Genomic DNA, 19,329 nt, shown 5'->3' on the forward strand with positions numbered 1-19,329 from the left:
GTCGCCTCCTGCTCTGTGTGCGGTGCTTCACTGGGGTATGAACGGCCCGGCCGCGAGACCGCCGTCGATGGCGAGCTCGGCCCCGGTGATGAAGGCGGCCTCGTCGGAGGCCAGGAAGGCGACCAGACTGCCCACCTCGGCGGGCAGCCCGACCCGGCCCAGCGGCAGCGTCGGGAAGCTGCCGGGCCCGGTGGCCAGACCCAGATGACCGATCATCGGGGTGGCGATCGGGCCGGGATGCACCGAGTTCACCCGGATCCCGGCCGGCCCCAGTTCCAGTGCGGCGGTCTTGGTGAGTCCGCGCAAACCCCACTTCGAGGCGCCGTACGCCGCGTGCCCGGGCAGCCCCTGCAACCCGGCCTGCGAGGAGATGTTGACGATCGAACCGCCACCGGCCGCCGTCATCGGCGCGACCACGGCCTGGATGCCGAGGAAGGAGCCGACCAGGTTGATCCGCAGAATCCGTTCCAGTTCGTCGGCGCCGGTGTCGATCAGCGGCTTGGCGGTGTAGATGGCGGCGTTGTTGACCAGCACGTCCAGACCGCCGAACCGCTCGACGGCGGTGTCCACCGCGCTCGCCCAGTCCTCGGCGCTGCTCACATCGTGGGTGACAAAAGCGGCGGCGGCGCCGAGGGATTCGGCGACGGCCCGGCCTTCCTCCGCCAGGACGTCGGTCAGCACGACGCGCGCGCCGCGTTCGACGAACAGCCGCGCCTCGGCTTCACCCTGCCCCCGGGCGGCACCGGTGATCAGTGCGACTTTTCCGGTGAGATCGCTCATTTCGCGTCCTTCTTGAAATGCGGGATGACCTTCTCGCCCCAGTGCCGGATGGTCTCGAGGCAGGCTTCCTGCGGCACGGTGCCCATCTGGATCAGGCACAGGATCTCGTCGGCGCCCGCGGCCTGCAGCCGCTCCACATAGGCGATGGCGTCCTCGGGGCTGCCGTAGGCGTGCTCGGCGTTGAACACCGACGTCGCGCCGGGCTTCACCGGAATCTTGGCCTCGTGCAGGTAGGCCAGGTGCTCCTCGGCGGCCTTCTGGATGCCGGCCACCTCGTCCACGGTCGGGTCGACGGCCTCGTCCGGCACCGGGCCCGCGCCGTACCAGTGCTTGATGGACTGAGCGAAGAAGCGCTGACCGCGCGCGCCGATCTGCTGGGCCCGCTCCCGGTCGTCGAGCACGATGGTCGGGCACAGCGCGGCGAAATGATCGTTGACCACGGTGGAGACGAACTTCTCCCCGGTGCGCTCGGCGATGGCCGCGTCGTAGGTGCGGCGCAGGTCGGCGATCTCCTCGATGCCCGCGAAACCCAGGACCAGCGCGCCGATTCCGTAGTCGGCGGCCAGCTTCAGGGTGTCCTTCTTGGTGCACGCCATGAACAGCGGCGGATGCGGCAGCTGCACCGGCCGGGGCAGCAGCGGATGCGGATCGATGTCGAGCAGCTCACCGTGCCACTCGAATTCGCCCTCCGGGTCCTGCCACGCCTTGCCGATGATGCGCAGCGCCTCCTCGACCTCCTGGTAGGTGCGGTCGGGGTCGACGCCGCACATGGAGGTCTCCTGCGGGGTGGCCCCGCGTCCGGCGCCCAGGTTGACCCGCCCGCCGGAGAGCACGTCGAGCATGGCGGCGCGTTCGGCGGCGCGCACCGGGTGGTTGAAGTTGAACGGCATGCACACCACGCCGTGACCGATCCGGATCCGGGAGGTGCGCGCGGCGACCCAGGTCAGGAAGATCTCCGGCGCGCTCATGTGCGCGTACCACTTCAGGCCGTGGTGTTCGACGGCCCAGACGGTGTCGAAACCCATCTCCTCGGCCAGCACCGCCTGCTCGACGCAGTCACGAAGCACCTGGCGTTCGTGATCGGCCGACGGGTTGGTCATCTGCGCCTCGAAGATCATCGAGAACTTCATGCACTGCCTCCAAGTCTGTATATGCCTAGTAGAAATATTTCCGATGCTTGCGTGGAGGTCAGCCGCATGTCTCGGTGGCTGAGACTGCACCCGCACCCGCCCCGAACCCGGACTTAGCGTTCGAAGCGTCAAGGGGTATCGGAAAGGCAGGAACGAGTGGGTCGTCTCGCAGGCAAGGTCGCGTTGATCACCGGTGGCGCGCGCGGTATGGGCGCCGAGCACGTCCGGCGGTTCGTCGCCGAGGGCGCCCGGGTGGTGTTCGGAGACGTGCTCGACGACGCGGGCAAGCAGCTGGCGGCCGAACTCGGCCCCGGCTGCCACTATCTGCATCACGATGTGACGAGCGAAACCGACTGGGCCGCGGCCGTCACCGAGACGCAGGGCCGCTTCGGGCGCTTGGACATTCTGGTGAACAACGCCGGCATCCTCCGGTTCCAGACCATCGCGGAGATGCCGGTGCAGGACTTCACGACCATCCTGAACGTCAACGTGACCGGCTCCTGGCTGGGCATCAAGACCGCGACGCCGGCGCTGATCGAGGCGGGCGGCGGGTCCGTCGTCAATGTCTCCTCGGTCGAGGGCTTCGTCGGGGCCGCGGGTCTGTCCGCCTACAGCGCAAGCAAATTCGCGCTCCGGGGCGTCACCAAGTCGGCCGCGCGGGAGCTGGGCAAGCACGGCATCCGGGTCAACTCGGTGCATCCCGGCGGCATCGCGACCCCGATGACCGTGGCCGCGGGCTCCGGGGTCGACGGCGACGCGTTCTTCGCGAAGCTGCCGATTCCGCGCTGGGGTCAGCCCGCCGAGGTCACCGAGGCCGTGGTGTTCCTGGCCTCCGATGCCGCCGGCTACTGCACCGGCACCGAAGTCGTGGTCGACGGCGGCATGCTCACCGGCGCCGGTTACTGAGCGAGGGGTACAGATGGAATTCGATGTTGTAGTGGTCGGTTCGGGCGCGGCCGGGATGACGGCCGCGCTCACCGCGGCCTATCGCGGGCTGTCGGTGGTGCTGATCGAGAAGAGCGACAAATTCGGCGGCTCCACCGCGCGCTCCGGTGGCGGCGTGTGGATCCCGAACAATCCGGTCCTGGTGCGCGAGGGGGTGCCGGACAGTCCGGACCTGGCCCGGGTATATCTCAAAGAGGTTGTGGGCGATCGGGTTCCGCAGGCCAAGCAGGACGCCTTCCTGGACAACGGGCCGCGCATGCTGAGCTATCTGCAGGCGCGCACCCCGCACCTGGAATTCGTCTACGACCGCGGCTATTCCGACTATCACCCGGAGAAGCCCGGCGGGCTGGCCCAGGGCCGCAGTATCGAACCGGCGATCGTCGACGGCCGCCTGCTCGGCGCCGATCTCGAACTGATCAACAAGCCGACCATGTCCGGGCCGAAGGGAATCGCGTTCACGGTCAGCGATTTCCACGATCTGAACATGATCGGGCGCACCTGGAAGGGCAAGCGCACCGCGCTGAAGGTGGGCGCGAAAACGGTCGCGAACCGGCTGCGCGGGCGCATTCCGCTCGCCCTCGGCAAAGCCCTGGTGGCCCGGTTGTGGCTGGCGCTGCGCGACGAGGGTGTGCCGGTGTGGCTGAACACCCCGCTGCTGGAGCTGCTCACCACCGACGGCGCGGTGGTCGGCGTGCGCGCCGAACGCGCCGGACAGCCCGTGGAGATCCGCGCCCGGCGCGGTGTCGTGCTGGCCGCCGGCGGTTTCGAGCACAACCTCGAGATGCGCAGGCAGTACCTGCCCGAGCCGGTCAGCACCGACTGGACCGTCGGCGCCACCGAGAACGTCGGCGAGGGCATTCACGCGGGCCAATCCCTCGGCGCGGCAGTGGATTTGATGGATGACGCCTGGTGGGGTCCGTCGGTGCGCAACCCGGACGGCCCGCCGTTCTTCTGCCTGGCCGAACGCTCGCAGCCCGGCGGCATCATGGTCAACGACGCGGGTGAGCGCTTCACCAACGAGTCGGCCAGCTACGTCGACGTGGTGCACACCATGTACGAGCTGCACGCGACCGGCGTCGGGCACGCGCCCGCGCACTTCATCATGGATCAGCGCTTCCGCGACCGGTACCTGTTCCTCGGCACCTTCCCGAAACGGCCGATCCCGCAGAAGTACTTCGACGCGGGCATCATCAAGAAGGCCGACACCCTGGCGGAACTGGCCGATCTGATCGGCGTGCCCGCGGCGACGCTGACCGCGACGGTGCAGCGCTTCAACGGCTTCGCCCGGGCCGGTCGCGACGAGGACTTCCACCGCGGGGAATCCGCCTACGACCAGTACTACGGCGACCCCACCGTGCGGCCCAATCCCTGCCTCGCCCCGATCGATCAGGGCCCGTTCTACGCGGTCGAGATGGTGCCCGGCGATCTGGGCACCAAGGGCGGACTGGTCACCGACGAACACTCCCGGGTGCTGCGCGCCGACGGCGGCGCGATCCCGGGTCTCTATGCGGCAGGCAACAATTCGGCCGCCGTCATGGGCAACAGCTATGCGGGCGCGGGCGCCACCATCGGCCCCGCCATGGTGTTCGGCTATCTGGCGGCCCAGCACCTCGCGGACACGACACGGTAATCGGAGGACACGGATATGGGCAGGGTCAACGGCAAGACGGTGATCATCACCGGCGGCGCGCGCGGCATGGGCGCGGCCTTCGCACGGCGGCTCGTCGCCGAAGGCGCGGCGGTGGTGGTCACCGACGTTCTCGTCGAGGAGGGCAAGGCGGTGGCGGCCGAGCTCGGCGAGCGGGCGCTGTTCCTGCCGCTCGACGTCACCGATGAAAACGCCTGGCAGGGCGTGGTCGCGGCGGCCGAAGAGCAGTTCGGGCCGGTCTCGGGGCTGGTCAACAACGCGGGGATCGTGCACGTCGATCCGATCGAGCGGCTGGCGGAGGCGGATTTTCGCAAGGTGCTCGACGTCAACCAGATCGGGGTGTTCCTCGGCATGAAAGCCGTGCTGGGCTCGATGCGGCGGGCCGGCGGCGGCTCGATCGTCAACATCTCCTCGATCGGCGGCATCATCGCCTTCTCCAACATCCTCGGCTACGTCGCCTCGAAATGGGCGGTGCGCGGCATGACGAAAGCGGCGGCGCAGGAATTCGGCGCGGACGGGATCCGGGTCAACTCGGTGCATCCCGGCGTGGTCGCCACCGAGATGACCGACACCTCCGAGCGTTCGCACTCGATGGTCGGCGATCAGCCGCTGGCGCGCGCCGCCGCGCCGGAGGAACTGGCCAACCTCGTGCTGTTCCTGATCTCCGACGAGGCCGGGTACTGCACCGGCTCCGAATTCGTCGCCGACGGCGGCTACACCACCAAGTAAGGAACACCGTGAAGAATTTCGAGGGCAAGGTCGCCGTCATCACCGGGGCGGGCGCGGGCATCGGGCGGGCGCTCGCGCTCGAATTGGCGCGCGGCGGAGCGCGTTTGGCGCTGTCCGGGCGCAATCTGGACAATGTCGCCGAGACCGCCGCGCTGTGCGAGAAGGAGGGCGCCGAGGCGCGCGCCTATCGGCTCGACGTCACCGACCGGGCCGCGGTCTATGTGCACGCCGAGCAGGTGCAGGCCGATCTGGGGCGGGCCAACCTGCTGGTCAACAACGCGGGCGTCTCGCTGACGGCCACCGTCGAGGAGCTCAGCTGGGAAGACTTCGAGTGGATCGTCGCGATCAACTTCTGGGGCGTGATGTACGGCACGAAAGCCTTTCTCCCGCAGCTGATCGCCTCCGGCGACGCGCACATCGCCAATGTCTCCTCCATGTTCGGTCTCGCCGCGTGCCCGAGCCAGAGCGCCTACAACGCCACCAAATTCGGCATCCGCGGCTTCACCGACGCCCTGCGCCAGGAAATGAAGATCGCCGGCCACCAGGTCGGCGTCAGCTCCGTGCACCCCGGCATGGTGAAGACCGGCATCGCCTGGAAGGCCCGCGCCGGCGGCGACCGCGACCGCGACGCCCTCGCCGCCAACTTCGACCGCCTCGCCAAAACCACCCCCGAAGCCGCCGCCAAAACCATGCTCAAGGGCATCCGCAAAGACAAGGCCCAAATCCTCATCGGCCCCGACGCCCACCTCATCGCCCTGCTCCCCCGCCTCTTCGGCCCCGGCTACCAGAAGATCATCACCGCCCAGATGAAGAAAGAAGTCGCCTGAGCGACGGTGCCGTATACATGGTCGTATACTCGTGGGTATGACTGTGATGCTGCGCGTCAGCGAGGCCACCCGGGATCGCGTGCTCGCGCTCGCCGCCGAGGAGTTCGGCGGCGCGACGGTCGAGGAGGTGCTCATCCACCTTCTCGACGAGCACTGGGAGGCGATGGCCGTCAACTCGATGGAGCGCTACCGCGCGGCCCATCCCGACGAATGGCGGGAGTACCTGGCCGACGCCGAGCACACCGATCAAGCCTCGGCGGGCGCCGCCGACGGCTGGTCGGAACGATGACCGAGCGGATCGAACCCTGGCAGGTGTGGTGGGTCGATCTGGAGCCGATCGCCGGCCGGGAGCAGGGCAGGACCCGGCCCGCGATCGTCGTCTCCTCCGCGTTTCATCTGCGCCTGATGCAGCGGGAATTGATCACCATCGTGCCGCTGACCTCCGTCGACCGCCCGAGCTGGCGCCACCGCGTCCCGATCGATGCGGGCGCGAAAGCGCGCGGCTGGGCGATCACCGAGCAGATCCGCACGATCTCCGCGCGGCGCTTCACCGGGAATCGGCCGATCGGAACCGTCCCGGCGAAGCAGGCGGCCGAATTACGATCGGTGCTGGCCAGGATGACGGCCTTCTCGTAGGTGGCCGTCGCGGGTCAGAAGGCGGGGACGTCGCTGGTGCTGGCGTTGCCGGCGACCGAGGGCTGGAGGGTGATCTCCCAGCTGGAGTTGGCGTCGAAGGGGTCGTCGAATTTCTGGAACTGGCGGGCGCGGGTGAAGTTCAGGGTGGCCTGGTCCCAGTCGGTGCCGGTTTTCAGGTAGACGTAGTAGGTGCCGGCGATGCCGTCGAGGGTGGCCTCGGAGTTGCCGTGCACGTAGATCGTGGCCTGCGGGGTCTTGGGGTCGCGGTTGGTGACCACGACCGCGAAATCGGCGCTGTTGCCGTTCTCGATCCGCAGCGTGCCCCGGCCGTTGAGGCCGTTCTGCTGGACGATCGAGCCGTGCGCGCCGCGGCGGTTCAGCAGCGGTGCGGGCGGGGCGGTGGATTTGGGGGTGGTCGCCTTGGACGTGGACACCCGGCTCGTCGTGGTCGAGGACGCGCTCTTGTGCTTGGTGGATCCGCAGCCAGTGGTGACCAGCGCGGCCACCAGCACGGCAGCGACGACCCAGAGACGTTTCGACATCGTTCCCCCACATTCGATCTCGGAGCACCGGACAGCTCCCCCGCGACAGAGTATCGCGCACCGCGCCGCCGTTGGCGAACGCATTTCAGTCCGTATAGGACCGGGCTTGCAGCGAGTAGAACTCGGCGTAGATCCCGTTGCGGGACAGCAGGTCCCGATGGGTGCCGCACTCGGCCACCCGCCCCTGCTCGAGCACGTAGATCTTATCGGCGTAGCGCACGCTGGCCAGCCGGTGCGTGATCAGCACGACGGTGCGCTGCGCGGCGTGCTCGCGGATGGTCTGGAACAGGGCGTGCTCGCTGCGGGCGTCCAACGCCGCGGTGGGTTCGTCGCAGATCAGCAGGGGCGCGTCCCGGTACAGCCCGCGCGCCACCGCGATCCGCTGCCACTGCCCGCCCGAGAGTTCCACACCCCCTTGATAACTGGGGTCGAGCAGCGTGTCGGCTCCCTTCGGCAGTTCGGCGAACACCGCCGCCGCGCCCGAGGCCGAAACGGCCTCGTCGAGCGCGTCAGGATGGTCGGGCCGCCCCATGGTGATGTTCTGGCGCGCCGAGAACGGCCAGTGCGTGAAGTCCTGGGCGATCACCGCGATCCGGTCCCGCAGCGCGGCCAGGTCGAGCTCGGACAGCGGCACTCCCCCGTAGCTGAGCGTCCCGCTGTCCGGCTCGTAGAGCCCGCTCAGAATCTTGGCGAGTGTGGTTTTGCCGGAACCGTTCTCGCCGACCAGCGCGATGACCTGCCCGGGCTCGATATCGAGGTCGACGCCGCGCAGCGCGGGCCGTCGCGCCGCCGGATAGGTGAAGGTGAGCCCCCGCGCCCGGATCCGATCGATGTCCGCCGGCGGCGCGGCCCCGCCCTGCCGCTCCTGCCGCGCTTGCGCCACGGCACCGAAATCCAGGAAATCCCGGTAGTAGAGCGCGTTCTCGTAACTCCAGTTCATGCTCTCGACGAGTTCGCGCAGTGCGGCCATGGCGGTGCGCAGCGCCACGACCGCGGTCCCGGCCACGGCCAGCGGCATGGCGCCGGCCAGTAGCAGCGCACCCAATACCAGGTAGACCACTCCGACGCCCAGCCCGCTCAGCGCCTGCCCTGCGGATCTGCTCACCGCCTGCCGCCACTCCAGCCGCAGCGCCCGGTCCTGCACCTGCATTGCCACGCGGCGGAACTCGTTCAGCAGAAAGCCCCGCATCGTGTACGCCCGCACCTCCGCCGCCGGAGCGCGATCGGCCATAAGCGCGGTCAGCGTCTCCAGCCGCCGTTCCGCACCGCTGGTCGCCGCCCACACCTGGTAGCCCATCCGCGCCGAGCGCACCGACGACCACCAGGTGGGCGCCAGCGCCAGCAGCAACAGCGGCACCAGCACCGGATGCAGCACACCCAGCACGCCCGCGACCGCGAGCAGCCCGATCAGCCCGCCCAGCAGCCGCAGCATGCCGTCGAGCACGAGCGCGATCGCGTGCTGGGCCCGCTCGCGGATCCGGTGCATGGTGTTCTGGAACTCGTCGTCGTCGAAGGCGGCCAGCTCCACGCCGGTGGCCAGCTCCAGGATCGCCGTGCGCATGCTGCGCCGCAGCTGCGGCTGCAACCGGGATCGCGCCCAGGTGGCCGCCTCGCGCAACGCGCCGCGCAGCACCACCGCCGTGACGATCAGGATCAGCGCCGGAGCCGCCGCCCGCACCCGCTCGGGGGTGGGCCCCGCCGCGAGCAGGCGCTCGAGCACGCTGGTGGTCGCCAGCAGGCCGACGGCGGTGAACCCCTCGGCGAACAACGTGCACAGCACCAGCAGGGCGGTATCGCGGCGGCTCACCGCCCAGCACTCGCGCAGCACCCGCGCCATGATCACCGGCAGCTCCCGCGCCATGGCCCAGAACCCGGTGTTCGCGACCTGCTGGTCGTAGGCGGACCAGGGGTCCGCGGACAGATCGAGGGCCTCGTCTTCGGGTAGCCGATCCAGCACCGCCCCACGGTAGGCGCGCGAGCGCGGTTCCGCCCAGCCATTTTCCGGCCGTGATCCTGGTGACCGGGACGACCGGTACGCACTCCGCGAGCACCCGGGCAGGCTGGAGTGAGCGCCGCTGCCGCGCTGCTCGCCCGGGCGATCCGTCGCAGGATCCGCGCCCCGGCCGGTCGCGACCCCCGTCTTCGCGGCCGATCCCCGTCACCTCCCGTCGTGGTGGCCGCATCGAAATCGAAGGAGTGACATGTCAACCGGAGTGGGGCCAGTGGAGTCGCCGGATACCGGCACCGCGCCCGCGGTGGCCGAGCTCGACGGCGCCTGCCGGCTGTCTCGTGACCGCATCGGCGGCAAGGCCTGGAGCGTCGATCACATGCGGGCCCTGGGCCTTCCGGTGCCGCCCGCGTTCGTGCTGACCACCGAGGCGTGGGCCGAATTCCAGGCGCGCGGCGAGCTCGGTGACGAGATCTGGGCGGGGGTCCGCGCCGGCATCGCGGCCCTCGAGCGCGGCACCGGACGCGAATTCGGCGGCGCCACCCGGCCGCTGCTGGTCTCGGTGCGCTCCGGGGCGGCGGTGAGCATGCCCGGCATGATGGACACCGTCCTCAATCTCGGCATGACCACGCAGGCCGAACGCGCCTTGCTCGCCGAGACCGGCAACCCCCGCTACGCGAGCGACACCCATCGGCGGTTCCTGGCGCAGTACCGCGAGATCGTGCTCGGCGACCCGCGCGCCGAGGTCCCGGCCGATCCGTGGGCGCAGCTGCGCGGCGCCATCGTCGCGGTGTTCCGCTCCTGGGAGTCCGCCCGTGCCCGCGCGTATCGGCGCAATCGCGGCGTCTCCGACCAGCTGGGCACCGCGGTCACCGTGCAGGCCATGGTGTTCGGCAACCTGGACGAGCACTCCGGCACGGGCGTGCTGTTCAGCCGCAACCCGAACACCGGTGCGACGCCGGCCTTCGGCGAGTGGCTGGCCGGCGGCCAGGGCGAGGACGTGGTGTCGGGCCGCACCACCCCGCGTCCCCTCGGCGACCTCGCGCAGGCCCTGCCCGCCGTGCACGCCGACCTGCTCGCCGCGGCCGCGCTGCTCGAGCGCGACGGCCGTGACATCCAGGACATCGAGTTCACCGTGGAGTCCGGGCGGCTGTGGCTGCTGCAATCGCGTCCGGCCAAGCGGTCCGCGCGCGCCGCGGTCCGGGCGGCGGTGGCGATGACCGAGGAGGGGCTGATCGACGCCGAGACCGCCCTGCGACGGGTCAGCCCGGAGCAGCTGCGCACCGTCCTGCGCCCGGAGTCGGGCGCGGAGACCGGCGCGATGCCGCTGGCCCGCGGTGAATCCGCCTGTCCCGGACTGGCCTCCGGGGTCGCGGTCACCGATCCCGACGAGGCCGAGGCCCGGGCCGCCGCCGGGGAGGACGTGGTCCTGGTCCGCGCCACCACCAGTCCCGACGATCTGCACGGCATGATCGCCGCCCGCGCGATCGTCACCGAGCTGGGCGGCGCCACCTCGCACGCGGCGCTGGTCAGCCGGGAGCTGGGCCGGCCGTGCGTGGTCGGCTGCGGGCCCGGTGTGGTGGCGGCGCTGGCCGGGCGCACCGTCACCGTGGACGGCGGCGCGGGTGTGGTGCTGCTCGGCGAGGTCGCCGGAAAACCGGTGGAGCAGGCCGTGATCGAGGACGTGGCCCGACTCGCGGACTGGGCCGGGGTGGCACCCGGCGAACTTCCGGCAGCCCTGGCCGCCCGCGCGGTCCCGGCCGAAACCCGTTCATCGGCAACCGAACCGGCAGACAATGGAACCATGACAGCAGGGACCCTGCCTGCGTCTGATCTCGTTCTGCCGCGCACCACCCCGCTCGACAGTCAGACGCAGCCCGCCACCGATACCCCCGGCCACCACCCCGATTCGGCACTACTGCGACTGATCGGCATCAAGGGGCGGGTGCGCCCGGAAGCCGTGGCCGAGAGCCTGGGCCTACCGGAGTACGAAACCGTCTGCCGTTGCGCCGATCTCGTCGATCACGGCTGGTGCGCGAACACCCCGGCCGGACTGCGCCTGACCCCGGCGGGCCGCGAGCACGTCGCCGCCCTGCTGGAGCAGGAACGCCGCCAGGTCGACGCCGGCGCCGTCGCCACCATCTACACCGAATTCTGCGGCTTCAACACCGAACTCAAGGACATCATCACCGCCTGGCAGATGAAGGACGCCGCCACGCCCAACGACCACGGCGACGCCGACTACGACCAGCGGGTCCTGGCCCGCCTGCACGGCCTGCACGAGCGGGTGACGCCGCTGGTCCGCTGGATCGGCTCGGTCACGCCGCGCCTGCGCCCCTACCCCGCCCGCTTCGATGCCGCGATCGCGAGAATCGCGGCGGGCGAGCATCTCTGGGTGGCGCGCCCCGTCCTCGACAGCTATCACACGGTGTGGTTCGAACTGCACGAGGACCTGATCGGTCTGTGCGGGCTCGACCGCGCCGACGAAGCCGCGGCGGGACGGGCGCACTGACTCATGCACAGCGAGACCAACTTACGGCGCTGGATCGACTTCGCCGAGATCGACAACGTGCGTGATCTGGGCGGCCTCCCGGTCGCCGACGGCGGGACGACCCGCTTCGGCGTCGTCTTCCGGGCCAGCACGCCGCAGCACCTCACCGCCGAGGACCTGCGCACCCTGCTCGGGCCGGTCGGCTTGCGCACCCTGATCGACCTGCGCAATCCCGACGAGGTCGAGCGCGAGGGGTATGGGCTGCTGGGCCGCGCTGCGGTGCGGGTGGTCAACCTGCCCGTGCGCAAGGCCACCCAGACCAGCCTCACCCCGGCCGACCTGGTGCCCGACGGGCAGCGCTACGACCTGGTCGGGCTGTATCGCGAATTGCTCGGCGGCAGTCCGGAATCGGTGGTCGGCGCGGCCCGTCTGATCGCCGACCCCGACCGGCACTCGGTGGTGTTCCACTGCGCCGCGGGCAAGGACCGCACCGGCCTGGTCGCGGCGGTGCTGCTGGACGCGGTCGGCGTCCCGGCCGAGGCGATCGCCGCCGACTACGCGCTGACCGGGGAGCGGCTGGGCCGCATCCGGGCCCGGCTGGACGCGCTGCCGTCGTATCACGGTCTGCCGCCGGTCAATACCGGCATCCTCGCCGTGGACCCGGAGGTGATCCGGCAGTTCCTCGCGGGCCTGCACAGCACGCACGGCGGCGGCGCGGCCTGGTTGCGCGCGCACGGCCTGAGCGCGACCGAGCTGGCGCGATTACGCCAGGTGCTGGTGGAGGGGTAGCGCGGGTAGGGTCGGCCGCATGAGAGCGGACGACTACACCGAACCGGCCACTGCCGAGGAGCGGCAGAGCCGGGCCCGGCAGCACAACCTCCTATGCGGCGGCCTGATCGCGGTCGGCGCGCTGTTCGCGCAGGGCATGCTGACAGCGGGGCCGCTGAGCTCCGCCGGGACGATCTCGGTGCTCGCCTTCGCCGTCGCGCTGCCGCTGCTCGCGGTGCTGCTCCTGATCGGCGAAGGGTCCGGTGCCGCGGCCAAGGGTGTGGCGGTGCTCGCGTCGAGCATCGGTGTGATCGCGGCGTTCTGGCAGATCGCCTGGATCGCCGGCATTGTGGCGCTGGTCACCGGCGGGATCGCGACCGGGATATACGGCGCGCATTTCACCGACAGCCGAGTCGGCCGGCTGACCCGCCGTTTCCGTCGCGGCACCGGCGACACCCCGGCCTCCGCACACCAGCCGCCGCCGGTCCGGCATCCGTATCCGACCGGCCCGGAAGCGCCGACGGCGTTCATGCCGCACCCCGCACGCCAGGGCCAGCAATTCCCGGCCGAACAGCGCTTCCCGAACCAGCAGTTCCCCGGCGGCCCGGACCAGCAGTATCCGCGGCCGGGCGCGGAGCAGCCGTATCCGAGCGAGCCGACCGAGCAGATCACGCACGATCAGACCAAGCGATACTCGAACGGCGCGGGCGCACCGCAACATCCGGGCGCACAGCAGTACCCAGGCCCCGAGCGCTGAGTCCGGCCCGCGAACGGCGTCGCGGCGGGATCATGGAGAGATGGCGACGCGCGAAGAGGTGCGAGCGGGCCCGTTCGCGAAGATCTACGACCCCACGGTGAGCGGCCAGCGCCCCTGGTATATCAACGATCACACCGTGGTGCGCGCCGACGACGGCCGCTGGCACCTGTTCGGCATCACCCATCCCGAACCGGCCGATCCGTTCCACGAGACCGAGTTCGCGCACGCCGTCGCCCCCGCCCTGCACGGGCCCTGGACCAAGCGCGCGCCCGCCCTCACCGTCGATCGCGAGTACGGCGAAACCCACCTCTGGGCGCCGCATGTGGTCTACGACCGCGGCCGCTACTACATGTTCTATGCGGGCGGCGGCCCGGATCGCACCCGGGCCGCCCTCAACCTGGCCACCTCCACCGATCTGTTCCGCTGGACCCGCGCGCCCCGGGGCCCGCTGTTCCGTGACGGCTACGACGCCCGCGATCCGATGGTGCTGCGGATCGGCGAGAAGTGGGTGATGTACTACTGCGCCACCAGCACTCCGCAGGGCGGGCATCACGTCGTCTGCTATCGGCTCGGCACCGATCTGACGCACTGGGGCGAGCGCCACATCGCCTTCACCGATCCGTCCTCGGGCACCGAGGCGGGCAATACCGAATCCCCGTTCGTGGTGCCGCACAACGGGTCCTGGTATCTGTTCATCGGTCCCCGGCCCAGCTATGTCGGCACCGACGTCTTCCGCAGCGACAGCCCCTTCCGCTTCCGCATCGGCGACAAGGTCGGCCACATCCGCTCGCATGCGGCGGAACTGGTGCACGACGCCGACCGGTGGTGGATCACCAGCGCCGGCTGGGGTCAGGGCGGCGTGCACCTCGCGCCCTTGAGCTTTCCCACCCGCACCTCCGCCGCGGTCGTGCCGCGCTGAGGTCAGGCGTAATACCAAGCGGTGGTGGCGATGTCGGCGTGCTCGAGCGGCAGATAGGTCTCGGAATCGCCCCAGCCCAGCGCCTGGAGCGTGACCCGCAGTCCGGTTCGGAAGCAGATCGGATCGCGCACGTGCCAGCGATACATCCCGAACCGCTGGTGCGGCCGGTAGATCTCCTCCGGCGGAAGCACCTGGTGCAGACCGAGATACGGGGAGGTGTAGGTGCGGTAGGTCCCGGCCAGGTCGAAGTTCCAGGCTCCGCCGAAATAGTCCTCGGTGCCGGTGCCGCACAGGGTGGGATGCTCGTCGTCGCCGTCGAGGTAGAACTTCAGTTCGCCCTCGCCCCACCAGCCGGGCGCACCGGGCTGGATGGCGAGATAGGTGCCGACGTAGCGGCCGGGGCCCTCGACGCCGTCCAGGATGGTGTGGATCGCGGGGGTGCCGAGCGGGGCGCTGCGCCGCCACCGGGTGTGCAGGCGGGCGGCGTCGCCGGGGAGATCTTCCTCGGTGTAGGTCACCTGGTAGTAGACCGGGACGGCGCGGTCGCTGCCGTTGTGCAGGGTGAGGCGGGCCCGGGAGTGAAAGGGCATGGGCCAGTAGCTGTTCAGGCCGCCGGCGGGCGCGACGACCATCATCTCCGAGCCGAACAGCGCCAGTTCTTCCCAGCCGTTGCAGAAGAAGTGCCCGAGCGAGAGGTCGATCGCGGGCCGCGGGTCGTCGTCCCACCGCACGCGCAGCGTGAGCCGGCGCAGCACCGCGCGATCGGTGGTCAGCCAGAAGTGCCGGATCACACCCGGACCGGCGATGTCGGCCAGCACGGCCGTCGCTCCGGGCGCCAGCTCGATCGAGGGCGAGACCTTCCAGCCGGGGCCGAGCAGCCGCGCGGCGTGCGCCCCGGTGCCGGTACTCGCCCGGGCTCCGCCACCGGCTGCGCCGGTGGGGTTCTCGGGACTGACCGACCGGGTGCGCGCCGCGTCGAGCCGCCACAGCTCCGGGGCGGATCCCGCCGGGTTCACAACCCCGGCCAGCCGTACCGCGCGGGGCCGGGGGCTTGGCTGGCGAGCCGCTGGGTCCGCGCGGGCGTGGTGGGCTGTGCGGCGACCTGACCGCCCTCGGCCTCGGCGGCGGTGCGGCGCACGGCGTCCATGTCCATCCACATGATCTGCTGCACCACCTCTTCCAGATCCGCGGCGGGCAGGAAACCCGCCTGGTTGAACACCAGCAGGCCCTCCCGGAAGGCCATCAGCGTCGGAAACCGGTCCACCTGGGCCACCGAGGTCAGCTCGGTCTCGGCCTCGATATCGACCTTGCCGTAGACGATCTCCGGGTGGCGCTGCGAGGAATCCTCGTAGACCGGCGCGAAGTGGGTGCACGGGCCGCACCAGCCGGCCCACCAGTCGACGAGCACGATGTTGTTCCCGGCGACGACGGTGCTGAAGTTGTGCTGGGTCAAGGTCACGGTGGGCATGCAGGTCCTCCCGGGTGTTCGCTGTTACCGCAACACCCAATCATGGTCAAACGAACCTTGTATCCTCGCATGGGCTCCTCAGCTCTCGCCAGACCGGTGCGCGCGGTGCTGTTCGCGCGCCAGGAAGTGCGAGATGTCGGCGGTGGCGGTGTAGAGCTCGCGGTAGTGCCGATAGAACGGTTCGTACTGTTCGTGGCGGTCCGGATCGGGTATCACGGTGTCCACCACCGGGTTCCACGCCGCGGTGTCGACGCCCGCCGCGGCGGCCGCGAAGCGGGCGTCGCCCAGGCAGGCCCCGATCGTCTCGGCCGTCAACTGCTGGGGCAGACCGGTGACATCGGAGACGATCTGCGTCCACAGCCCGCCGCGCGTACCGCCGCCGACCGCGACCAGGCGCTCGGCCTGCCCGCCCTCCTCGCTCATCGCGGCCAGGTTGTGCCGCACGCCGTAGGCGATGGATTCCAGTGCGGCCCGGTACAACTCGGCGCGCCCGTGCCCGAGAGTGAGCCCGGCGATCAGGCCACGCGCGTCCGGATCGAACAGCGGGGTGCGCTCACCCGCGAAGTACGGCAGCATCAGCAATCCGCGGCTGCCCAGCGGCACCTGCGCGGCCGCCGCCAGCAGTTCCGCGAAGTCGCCGCCGACGAGGGTGCGCAGCCAGTCGGTGACCGCGCCGGAGGTCGCCATGCCCGCCGCCGCGGTGTAGGTGCCCGGCCACGCGCCGCAGGTGGTCCAGAGGCCGGGATGCGGGCGCGGTTCGGTCAGCACCTGCACCAGGAACATGGTGGTGCCGTACATGACCATCGCGTCCCCGGGCGCCCGCACGCCGACGCTGGCGGCCTCGGCCCAGGCGTCGACGGTGCCCGCGGTGACCGGCAGGCCGGCGGGCAGACCCGTCGCCGCGGCGGCGCTCTCGGTGACATGACCGACGACCTCGGTGGGCCAGGCCAGCTCCGGCAGCCGCAGCCACGGCGCGATCACCTCGCACCAGTCGCTCGCCCACTCACGCTTGCGCAGGTCGTACATGGGCGCGCACTGGCTGGCCGACTGATGGTCGAGCACGTACCGCCCGGTGAGCCGGTGCACCAGAAACGAACTCGCCATCAGCAGCAGTTCGGTGCGGGCGGCGATATCGGGCTCGTTCCAGGCCAGCCAGCGTAGTTTCGGGCCGACGGCCTGTGTGGTCAGCGGGGATCCGGCGCGTTCCAGGATGGCGGCCGCGCCGAATTCGCCGTTCAGCTCCTCGATTTCGGCGGTGGCGCGAGTGTCCACACCGTAGAGGATGGCCGGGCGCAGCGGATCGCCCGCGGCGTCGGCGGGCAGCAGGCACGGGCCGATCCCCGAGACCGCCAGCCCGCCGAGCCGCGCGCCCCCGGCCGCCGCCAGCAGTTCCCGGGCGATGTCGGCGAACTCGGTCCACCAGATCTGTTCGGCGTCGTGTTCCACCCACCCCGGCCGGGGCGTCGAGACGCCGTGCGCCCGTTCGGCTCTGGCGAGGACGCTGCCGTCGGCGCGCACCAGCACGCCTTTGGCGGCGGAGGTGCCGATATCGATGCCCGCGAACATGTCCTCGGTCATCGGTCGTCCCGGGTGAACTCGTCCAGCCTGACCCCGAGCAATCCGCAAGCCGCGCGGACGGTTTCGCGGTGGTCGCCGGGAACCGCGTGAATATGATTGGCCCCGAAGCGGGACAGGAAATCCCCGGCCTGCGCGTCGAGCCGGGCGAACGCGTGCGGCCACTCCCAGGTCGACTGCCGCATCAGCTCCTCGTTCGTCGCGGCGTCATAGGTCTCGAATTCGCCCAGCATCAACTGCATCCGATACTCGCCGTCCTTGCGGGTGAGCCGCGCCAGCGTCATCTCGCCGGGCGCGGCGAGGTGGTGCACGGACGCGCCGCCCGCCGGGAAGAAGAACACCTCCGGATACAGGTGCACGCGCGCCAGATTCTCGGCCGGGTCGGCGCTGCGGGCCGCGAACCAGGTCGCGTGCTGACCGGAGTTGCACAGATCCCAGATGTCGCGGTCGGCGTGATAGTGCCGGACGTCGGCGAAAAGCACCGGCGTGCCGGCGATGTGCTTGAGCAACTGCATGGTGAGCGCGCCGTCCATGTCCGCCTCGGTCGCGCACACGTGCGGCTGCTTGGGCCCGTTCCAGTCATAGGGATCGTTGAGGAACGCCTCGGTGACATCCATGGTCGCGAAATGCTGGGTCAGCTCCGGCTGGCCTTTGATGCCGCTGAAATCCAATCGCCACTCCGCGATCAGGTCCCGCACCGCCAGATACGAGCGGATCTGGCGCTCCAGCAGTTCCGGGGTGAGCTTGGCGCCGTCGTAGTGCACGGTGGCGTGCCGTTCCAGCCACTCCCGCGCCTGTTTCGCCTCCCCCGCGTCCGCCAGCTCGGCGCGGCGCACGATCTCCCACTGATCGATCTCCTCGACGTCGACCCCGAACATCCGCTGCCACTGATCGGTGTTGGCCACCGCCGTGTTCATCCCCATCGGCCGCCCGCCGAACCGCCCGAACGTGCTGCCCCGCAACGCCGCGACCGCCCCCGCCGCCCGCGCCCGATGGCCCACCGCGGCGATCAGTTCCGCGTCCGCCGGATCGCCCCACAGTCGCGCGTGCTCGCGCCCGATCTGATCCAGCGCCCCACCCGCCGCCAGCATCCCCACCATCCCCGGCTGCACCGGATCGATATTCGACAGCAGCAGCAGCGGGCCCGGTGTCGCGCCCGCCGCCAGCATCGTGAAGTGCGGGAAAGCCCAGACGGCGTAATGGAATACGGTCAGATCCACGCCCGCCGCCGCCACCGTCCGCGCCACCGACCCGGCCAGCGCGTTGTCGCTCACGGGCGCGGCCCCGGCCACCACCTCGTGCCCCGCGCCGATCAACGCCGCGACCAGCCGATCCTCGGTCGCCCGAAGGAAATCCACGATCCCCGCGTGCACATACGCACGCCCGTCGGAAAAACTGATCACACCGATCCGTGCCATGCGCGCCTCCGAACTACCGCCACCCGGCAGACGCCCTCGGCCTGACCGGCGGACACATCTCCGTCGCCCGAGGTGACGCCATCGTCCCGGCGAACGGCTCTCCGTCATCCCGGCGAACGCCGGGATCCAGCGACTCCGATCAACAGATACCAGTGCCCGCACACCCCGCGCGCCGCTTCCGCCGAACGGCGACCGGATCGCAATCACCCGCACCGGATGAACCGCGGCTCAGTCCTCGTCCCCGGCCCCGGAATCCAGCGCGTCCCAATCCATTTCGAGCAGCTCGTCGGCACGGGCCAAAGCATCGTCCATGGTGGCACCGAGATCGTCGAGCAGCGACATCCCGTCCAGCATGCCCGCCATCTCCTCGCGCATGGCTTCGATTTCCGCGACGGCCGGGTCGATCGGGGACCAGGCGACGGTCTCCTGCCACCAGGGTTCCTCGTCCACCCAGGCCCACAGGATGTCGCGGACCAGCCCCGCGTCGGAGGTGTAGAGCTCGAATTCGGCGCCGCCGGTGTCGCGGTGGGTGAGCTGGTAGACGAGATCGGGGAGCAGGCGGGCGCGGATGCGGCCGGGGCCGCGCTCCATTTCCAGGAACGGATCCCGGTCGGGCGCCGAGCCGTCCAGCAGTTCGTCCAGCACCGGTTCGGTCAACGCGGGCAGGGTGAGCCCGTCACCGGTGTGGACCCGGACCTCGGATTCCTCGCTCGCTGCCTCATCCACCGCGCCAGTGTGCCTCATCGCC

19 protein-coding genes are annotated in these 19,329 nt (G+C 70.5%); 10 read left to right on the top strand and 9 right to left on the bottom strand.

The genetic code is table 11. The features are described 5' to 3' along the window. Positions 1-27: 27 nt before the first annotated feature. Together AB0I43_RS29305 and AB0I43_RS29310 are read right to left on the bottom strand one after the other, a co-directional pair. Positions 28-780 (bottom strand): glucose 1-dehydrogenase, encoded by a 753-nt coding sequence (locus AB0I43_RS29305; protein ID WP_357432969.1) that lies wholly within the window; start codon positions 778-780, stop codon positions 28-30. Continuing rightward, positions 777-1,910 (bottom strand): LLM class flavin-dependent oxidoreductase, encoded by a 1,134-nt coding sequence (locus AB0I43_RS29310; RefSeq protein WP_356977077.1) that lies wholly within the window; start codon positions 1,908-1,910, stop codon positions 777-779. The genes AB0I43_RS29305 and AB0I43_RS29310 overlap by 4 nt, the downstream gene beginning before the upstream one ends. A gap of 156 nt (positions 1,911-2,066) precedes the next feature. Here AB0I43_RS29310 and AB0I43_RS29315 point away from each other — a divergent pair, with 156 nt between their 5' ends. From AB0I43_RS29315 to AB0I43_RS29340, 6 genes are read left to right on the top strand one after another with little or no spacing between them, the layout of a single operon-like run. Beyond that, positions 2,067-2,816: a glucose 1-dehydrogenase gene (locus tag AB0I43_RS29315; protein WP_357432970.1), complete on the top strand. Its 750-nt coding sequence runs from the start codon at positions 2,067-2,069 to the stop codon at positions 2,814-2,816. 13 nt (positions 2,817-2,829) lie between these two features. After that, positions 2,830-4,485 carry a 3-oxosteroid 1-dehydrogenase gene (kstD, locus tag AB0I43_RS29320; RefSeq protein ID WP_357432971.1) on the top strand — a complete coding sequence of 552 codons (1,656 nt, stop codon included), beginning with the start codon at positions 2,830-2,832 and terminating at the stop codon, positions 4,483-4,485. A 15-nt stretch (positions 4,486-4,500) separates the two neighbouring features. Next, positions 4,501-5,232 carry a glucose 1-dehydrogenase gene (locus AB0I43_RS29325; protein WP_357432972.1) on the top strand — a complete coding sequence of 244 codons (732 nt, stop codon included), beginning with the start codon at positions 4,501-4,503 and terminating at the stop codon, positions 5,230-5,232. 8 nt (positions 5,233-5,240) lie between these two features. Beyond that, complete coding sequence (locus tag AB0I43_RS29330) at positions 5,241-6,059, top strand: SDR family NAD(P)-dependent oxidoreductase (protein WP_357432973.1); 819 nt, start codon at positions 5,241-5,243, stop codon at positions 6,057-6,059. A gap of 37 nt (positions 6,060-6,096) precedes the next feature. Continuing rightward, a complete protein-coding gene (locus AB0I43_RS29335; RefSeq protein ID WP_356977085.1) occupies positions 6,097-6,348 on the top strand; it encodes a hypothetical protein in 252 nt (83 codons plus the stop codon). After that, positions 6,345-6,695 (top strand): type II toxin-antitoxin system PemK/MazF family toxin, encoded by a 351-nt coding sequence (locus tag AB0I43_RS29340; protein ID WP_357432974.1) that lies wholly within the window; start codon positions 6,345-6,347, stop codon positions 6,693-6,695. The genes AB0I43_RS29335 and AB0I43_RS29340 overlap by 4 nt, the downstream gene beginning before the upstream one ends. Positions 6,696-6,709: 14 nt before the next feature. Here the strand turns inward: AB0I43_RS29340 and AB0I43_RS29345 are convergent, their stop codons facing one another. Both AB0I43_RS29345 and AB0I43_RS29350 read right to left on the bottom strand, forming a co-directional pair. Beyond that, complete coding sequence (locus AB0I43_RS29345) at positions 6,710-7,237, bottom strand: hypothetical protein (RefSeq protein WP_356977089.1); 528 nt, start codon at positions 7,235-7,237, stop codon at positions 6,710-6,712. A gap of 85 nt (positions 7,238-7,322) precedes the next feature. Then, the gene (locus AB0I43_RS29350) at positions 7,323-9,194 is read right to left on the bottom strand and encodes an ABC transporter ATP-binding protein (RefSeq protein WP_357432975.1); all 1,872 of its coding nucleotides are present in this window, start codon (positions 9,192-9,194) and stop codon (positions 7,323-7,325) included. Between the two features lie 244 nt (positions 9,195-9,438). Between AB0I43_RS29350 and AB0I43_RS29355 the strand changes: the two genes are divergently transcribed. From AB0I43_RS29355 to AB0I43_RS29370, 4 genes are read left to right on the top strand one after another with little or no spacing between them, the layout of a single operon-like run. Continuing rightward, positions 9,439-11,697, top strand: a complete 2,259-nt coding sequence (locus AB0I43_RS29355) for a pyruvate, phosphate dikinase (protein WP_357432976.1) — start codon at positions 9,439-9,441, stop codon at positions 11,695-11,697. A gap of 3 nt (positions 11,698-11,700) precedes the next feature. Continuing rightward, positions 11,701-12,465 (top strand): tyrosine-protein phosphatase, encoded by a 765-nt coding sequence (locus tag AB0I43_RS29360; protein ID WP_356977092.1) that lies wholly within the window; start codon positions 11,701-11,703, stop codon positions 12,463-12,465. A gap of 19 nt (positions 12,466-12,484) precedes the next feature. After that, positions 12,485-13,201, top strand: a complete 717-nt coding sequence (locus tag AB0I43_RS29365; protein WP_357432977.1) for a hypothetical protein — start codon at positions 12,485-12,487, stop codon at positions 13,199-13,201. A gap of 40 nt (positions 13,202-13,241) precedes the next feature. Then, positions 13,242-14,120, top strand: coding sequence for a family 43 glycosylhydrolase (locus tag AB0I43_RS29370; protein ID WP_356977095.1), 879 nt, complete (start codon positions 13,242-13,244; stop codon positions 14,118-14,120). 2 nt (positions 14,121-14,122) lie between these two features. On the opposite strand, the gene AB0I43_RS29375 is transcribed toward AB0I43_RS29370, so the two are convergent. From AB0I43_RS29375 to AB0I43_RS29395, 5 genes are all read right to left on the bottom strand, one after another. After that, positions 14,123-15,136 carry a glycoside hydrolase family 172 protein gene (locus tag AB0I43_RS29375; protein ID WP_357432978.1) on the bottom strand — a complete coding sequence of 338 codons (1,014 nt, stop codon included), beginning with the start codon at positions 15,134-15,136 and terminating at the stop codon, positions 14,123-14,125. Then, on the bottom strand, positions 15,133-15,588 hold the full coding sequence (locus AB0I43_RS29380; RefSeq protein WP_356977098.1) for a thioredoxin domain-containing protein: 456 nt from the start codon (positions 15,586-15,588) through the stop codon (positions 15,133-15,135). The genes AB0I43_RS29375 and AB0I43_RS29380 overlap by 4 nt, the downstream gene beginning before the upstream one ends. Before the next feature lie 78 nt (positions 15,589-15,666). Then, positions 15,667-17,166 (bottom strand): FGGY-family carbohydrate kinase, encoded by a 1,500-nt coding sequence (locus tag AB0I43_RS29385; RefSeq protein ID WP_357432979.1) that lies wholly within the window; start codon positions 17,164-17,166, stop codon positions 15,667-15,669. After that, positions 17,163-18,581, bottom strand: coding sequence for an L-fucose/L-arabinose isomerase family protein (locus AB0I43_RS29390; protein ID WP_357432980.1), 1,419 nt, complete (start codon positions 18,579-18,581; stop codon positions 17,163-17,165). Before AB0I43_RS29390 ends, AB0I43_RS29385 begins: the two co-directional genes overlap by 4 nt. A gap of 228 nt (positions 18,582-18,809) precedes the next feature. Next, complete coding sequence (locus AB0I43_RS29395) at positions 18,810-19,307, bottom strand: hypothetical protein (protein ID WP_357432981.1); 498 nt, start codon at positions 19,305-19,307, stop codon at positions 18,810-18,812. Positions 19,308-19,329 lie beyond the last annotated feature (22 nt).

Source organism: Nocardia sp. NPDC050435, assembly GCF_040655395.1.
Classification (GTDB): Bacteria; Actinomycetota; Actinomycetes; order Mycobacteriales; family Mycobacteriaceae; genus Nocardia.

Bases quoted from the DNA above. Each gene is read 5' to 3' on its own strand.
- AB0I43_RS29305 (WP_357432969.1), bottom strand. From the start codon at position 780: ATGAGCGATCTCACCGGAAAAGTCGCACTGATCACCGGTGCCGCCCGG.
- AB0I43_RS29310 (WP_356977077.1), bottom strand. From the start codon at position 1,910: ATGAAGTTCTCGATGATCTTCGAGGCGCAGATGACCAACCCGTCGGCC.
- kstD (WP_357432971.1), top strand. From the start codon at position 2,830: ATGGAATTCGATGTTGTAGTGGTCGGTTCGGGCGCGGCCGGGATGACG.
- AB0I43_RS29325 (WP_357432972.1), top strand. From the start codon at position 4,501: ATGGGCAGGGTCAACGGCAAGACGGTGATCATCACCGGCGGCGCGCGC.
- AB0I43_RS29335 (WP_356977085.1), top strand. From the start codon at position 6,097: ATGACTGTGATGCTGCGCGTCAGCGAGGCCACCCGGGATCGCGTGCTC.
- AB0I43_RS29340 (WP_357432974.1), top strand. From the start codon at position 6,345: ATGACCGAGCGGATCGAACCCTGGCAGGTGTGGTGGGTCGATCTGGAG.
- AB0I43_RS29345 (WP_356977089.1), bottom strand. From the start codon at position 7,237: ATGTCGAAACGTCTCTGGGTCGTCGCTGCCGTGCTGGTGGCCGCGCTG.
- AB0I43_RS29355 (WP_357432976.1), top strand. From the start codon at position 9,439: ATGTCAACCGGAGTGGGGCCAGTGGAGTCGCCGGATACCGGCACCGCG.
- AB0I43_RS29360 (WP_356977092.1), top strand. From the start codon at position 11,701: ATGCACAGCGAGACCAACTTACGGCGCTGGATCGACTTCGCCGAGATC.
- AB0I43_RS29365 (WP_357432977.1), top strand. From the start codon at position 12,485: ATGAGAGCGGACGACTACACCGAACCGGCCACTGCCGAGGAGCGGCAG.
- AB0I43_RS29370 (WP_356977095.1), top strand. From the start codon at position 13,242: ATGGCGACGCGCGAAGAGGTGCGAGCGGGCCCGTTCGCGAAGATCTAC.
- AB0I43_RS29380 (WP_356977098.1), bottom strand. From the start codon at position 15,588: ATGCCCACCGTGACCTTGACCCAGCACAACTTCAGCACCGTCGTCGCC.
- AB0I43_RS29385 (WP_357432979.1), bottom strand. From the start codon at position 17,166: ATGACCGAGGACATGTTCGCGGGCATCGATATCGGCACCTCCGCCGCC.
- AB0I43_RS29390 (WP_357432980.1), bottom strand. From the start codon at position 18,581: ATGGCACGGATCGGTGTGATCAGTTTTTCCGACGGGCGTGCGTATGTG.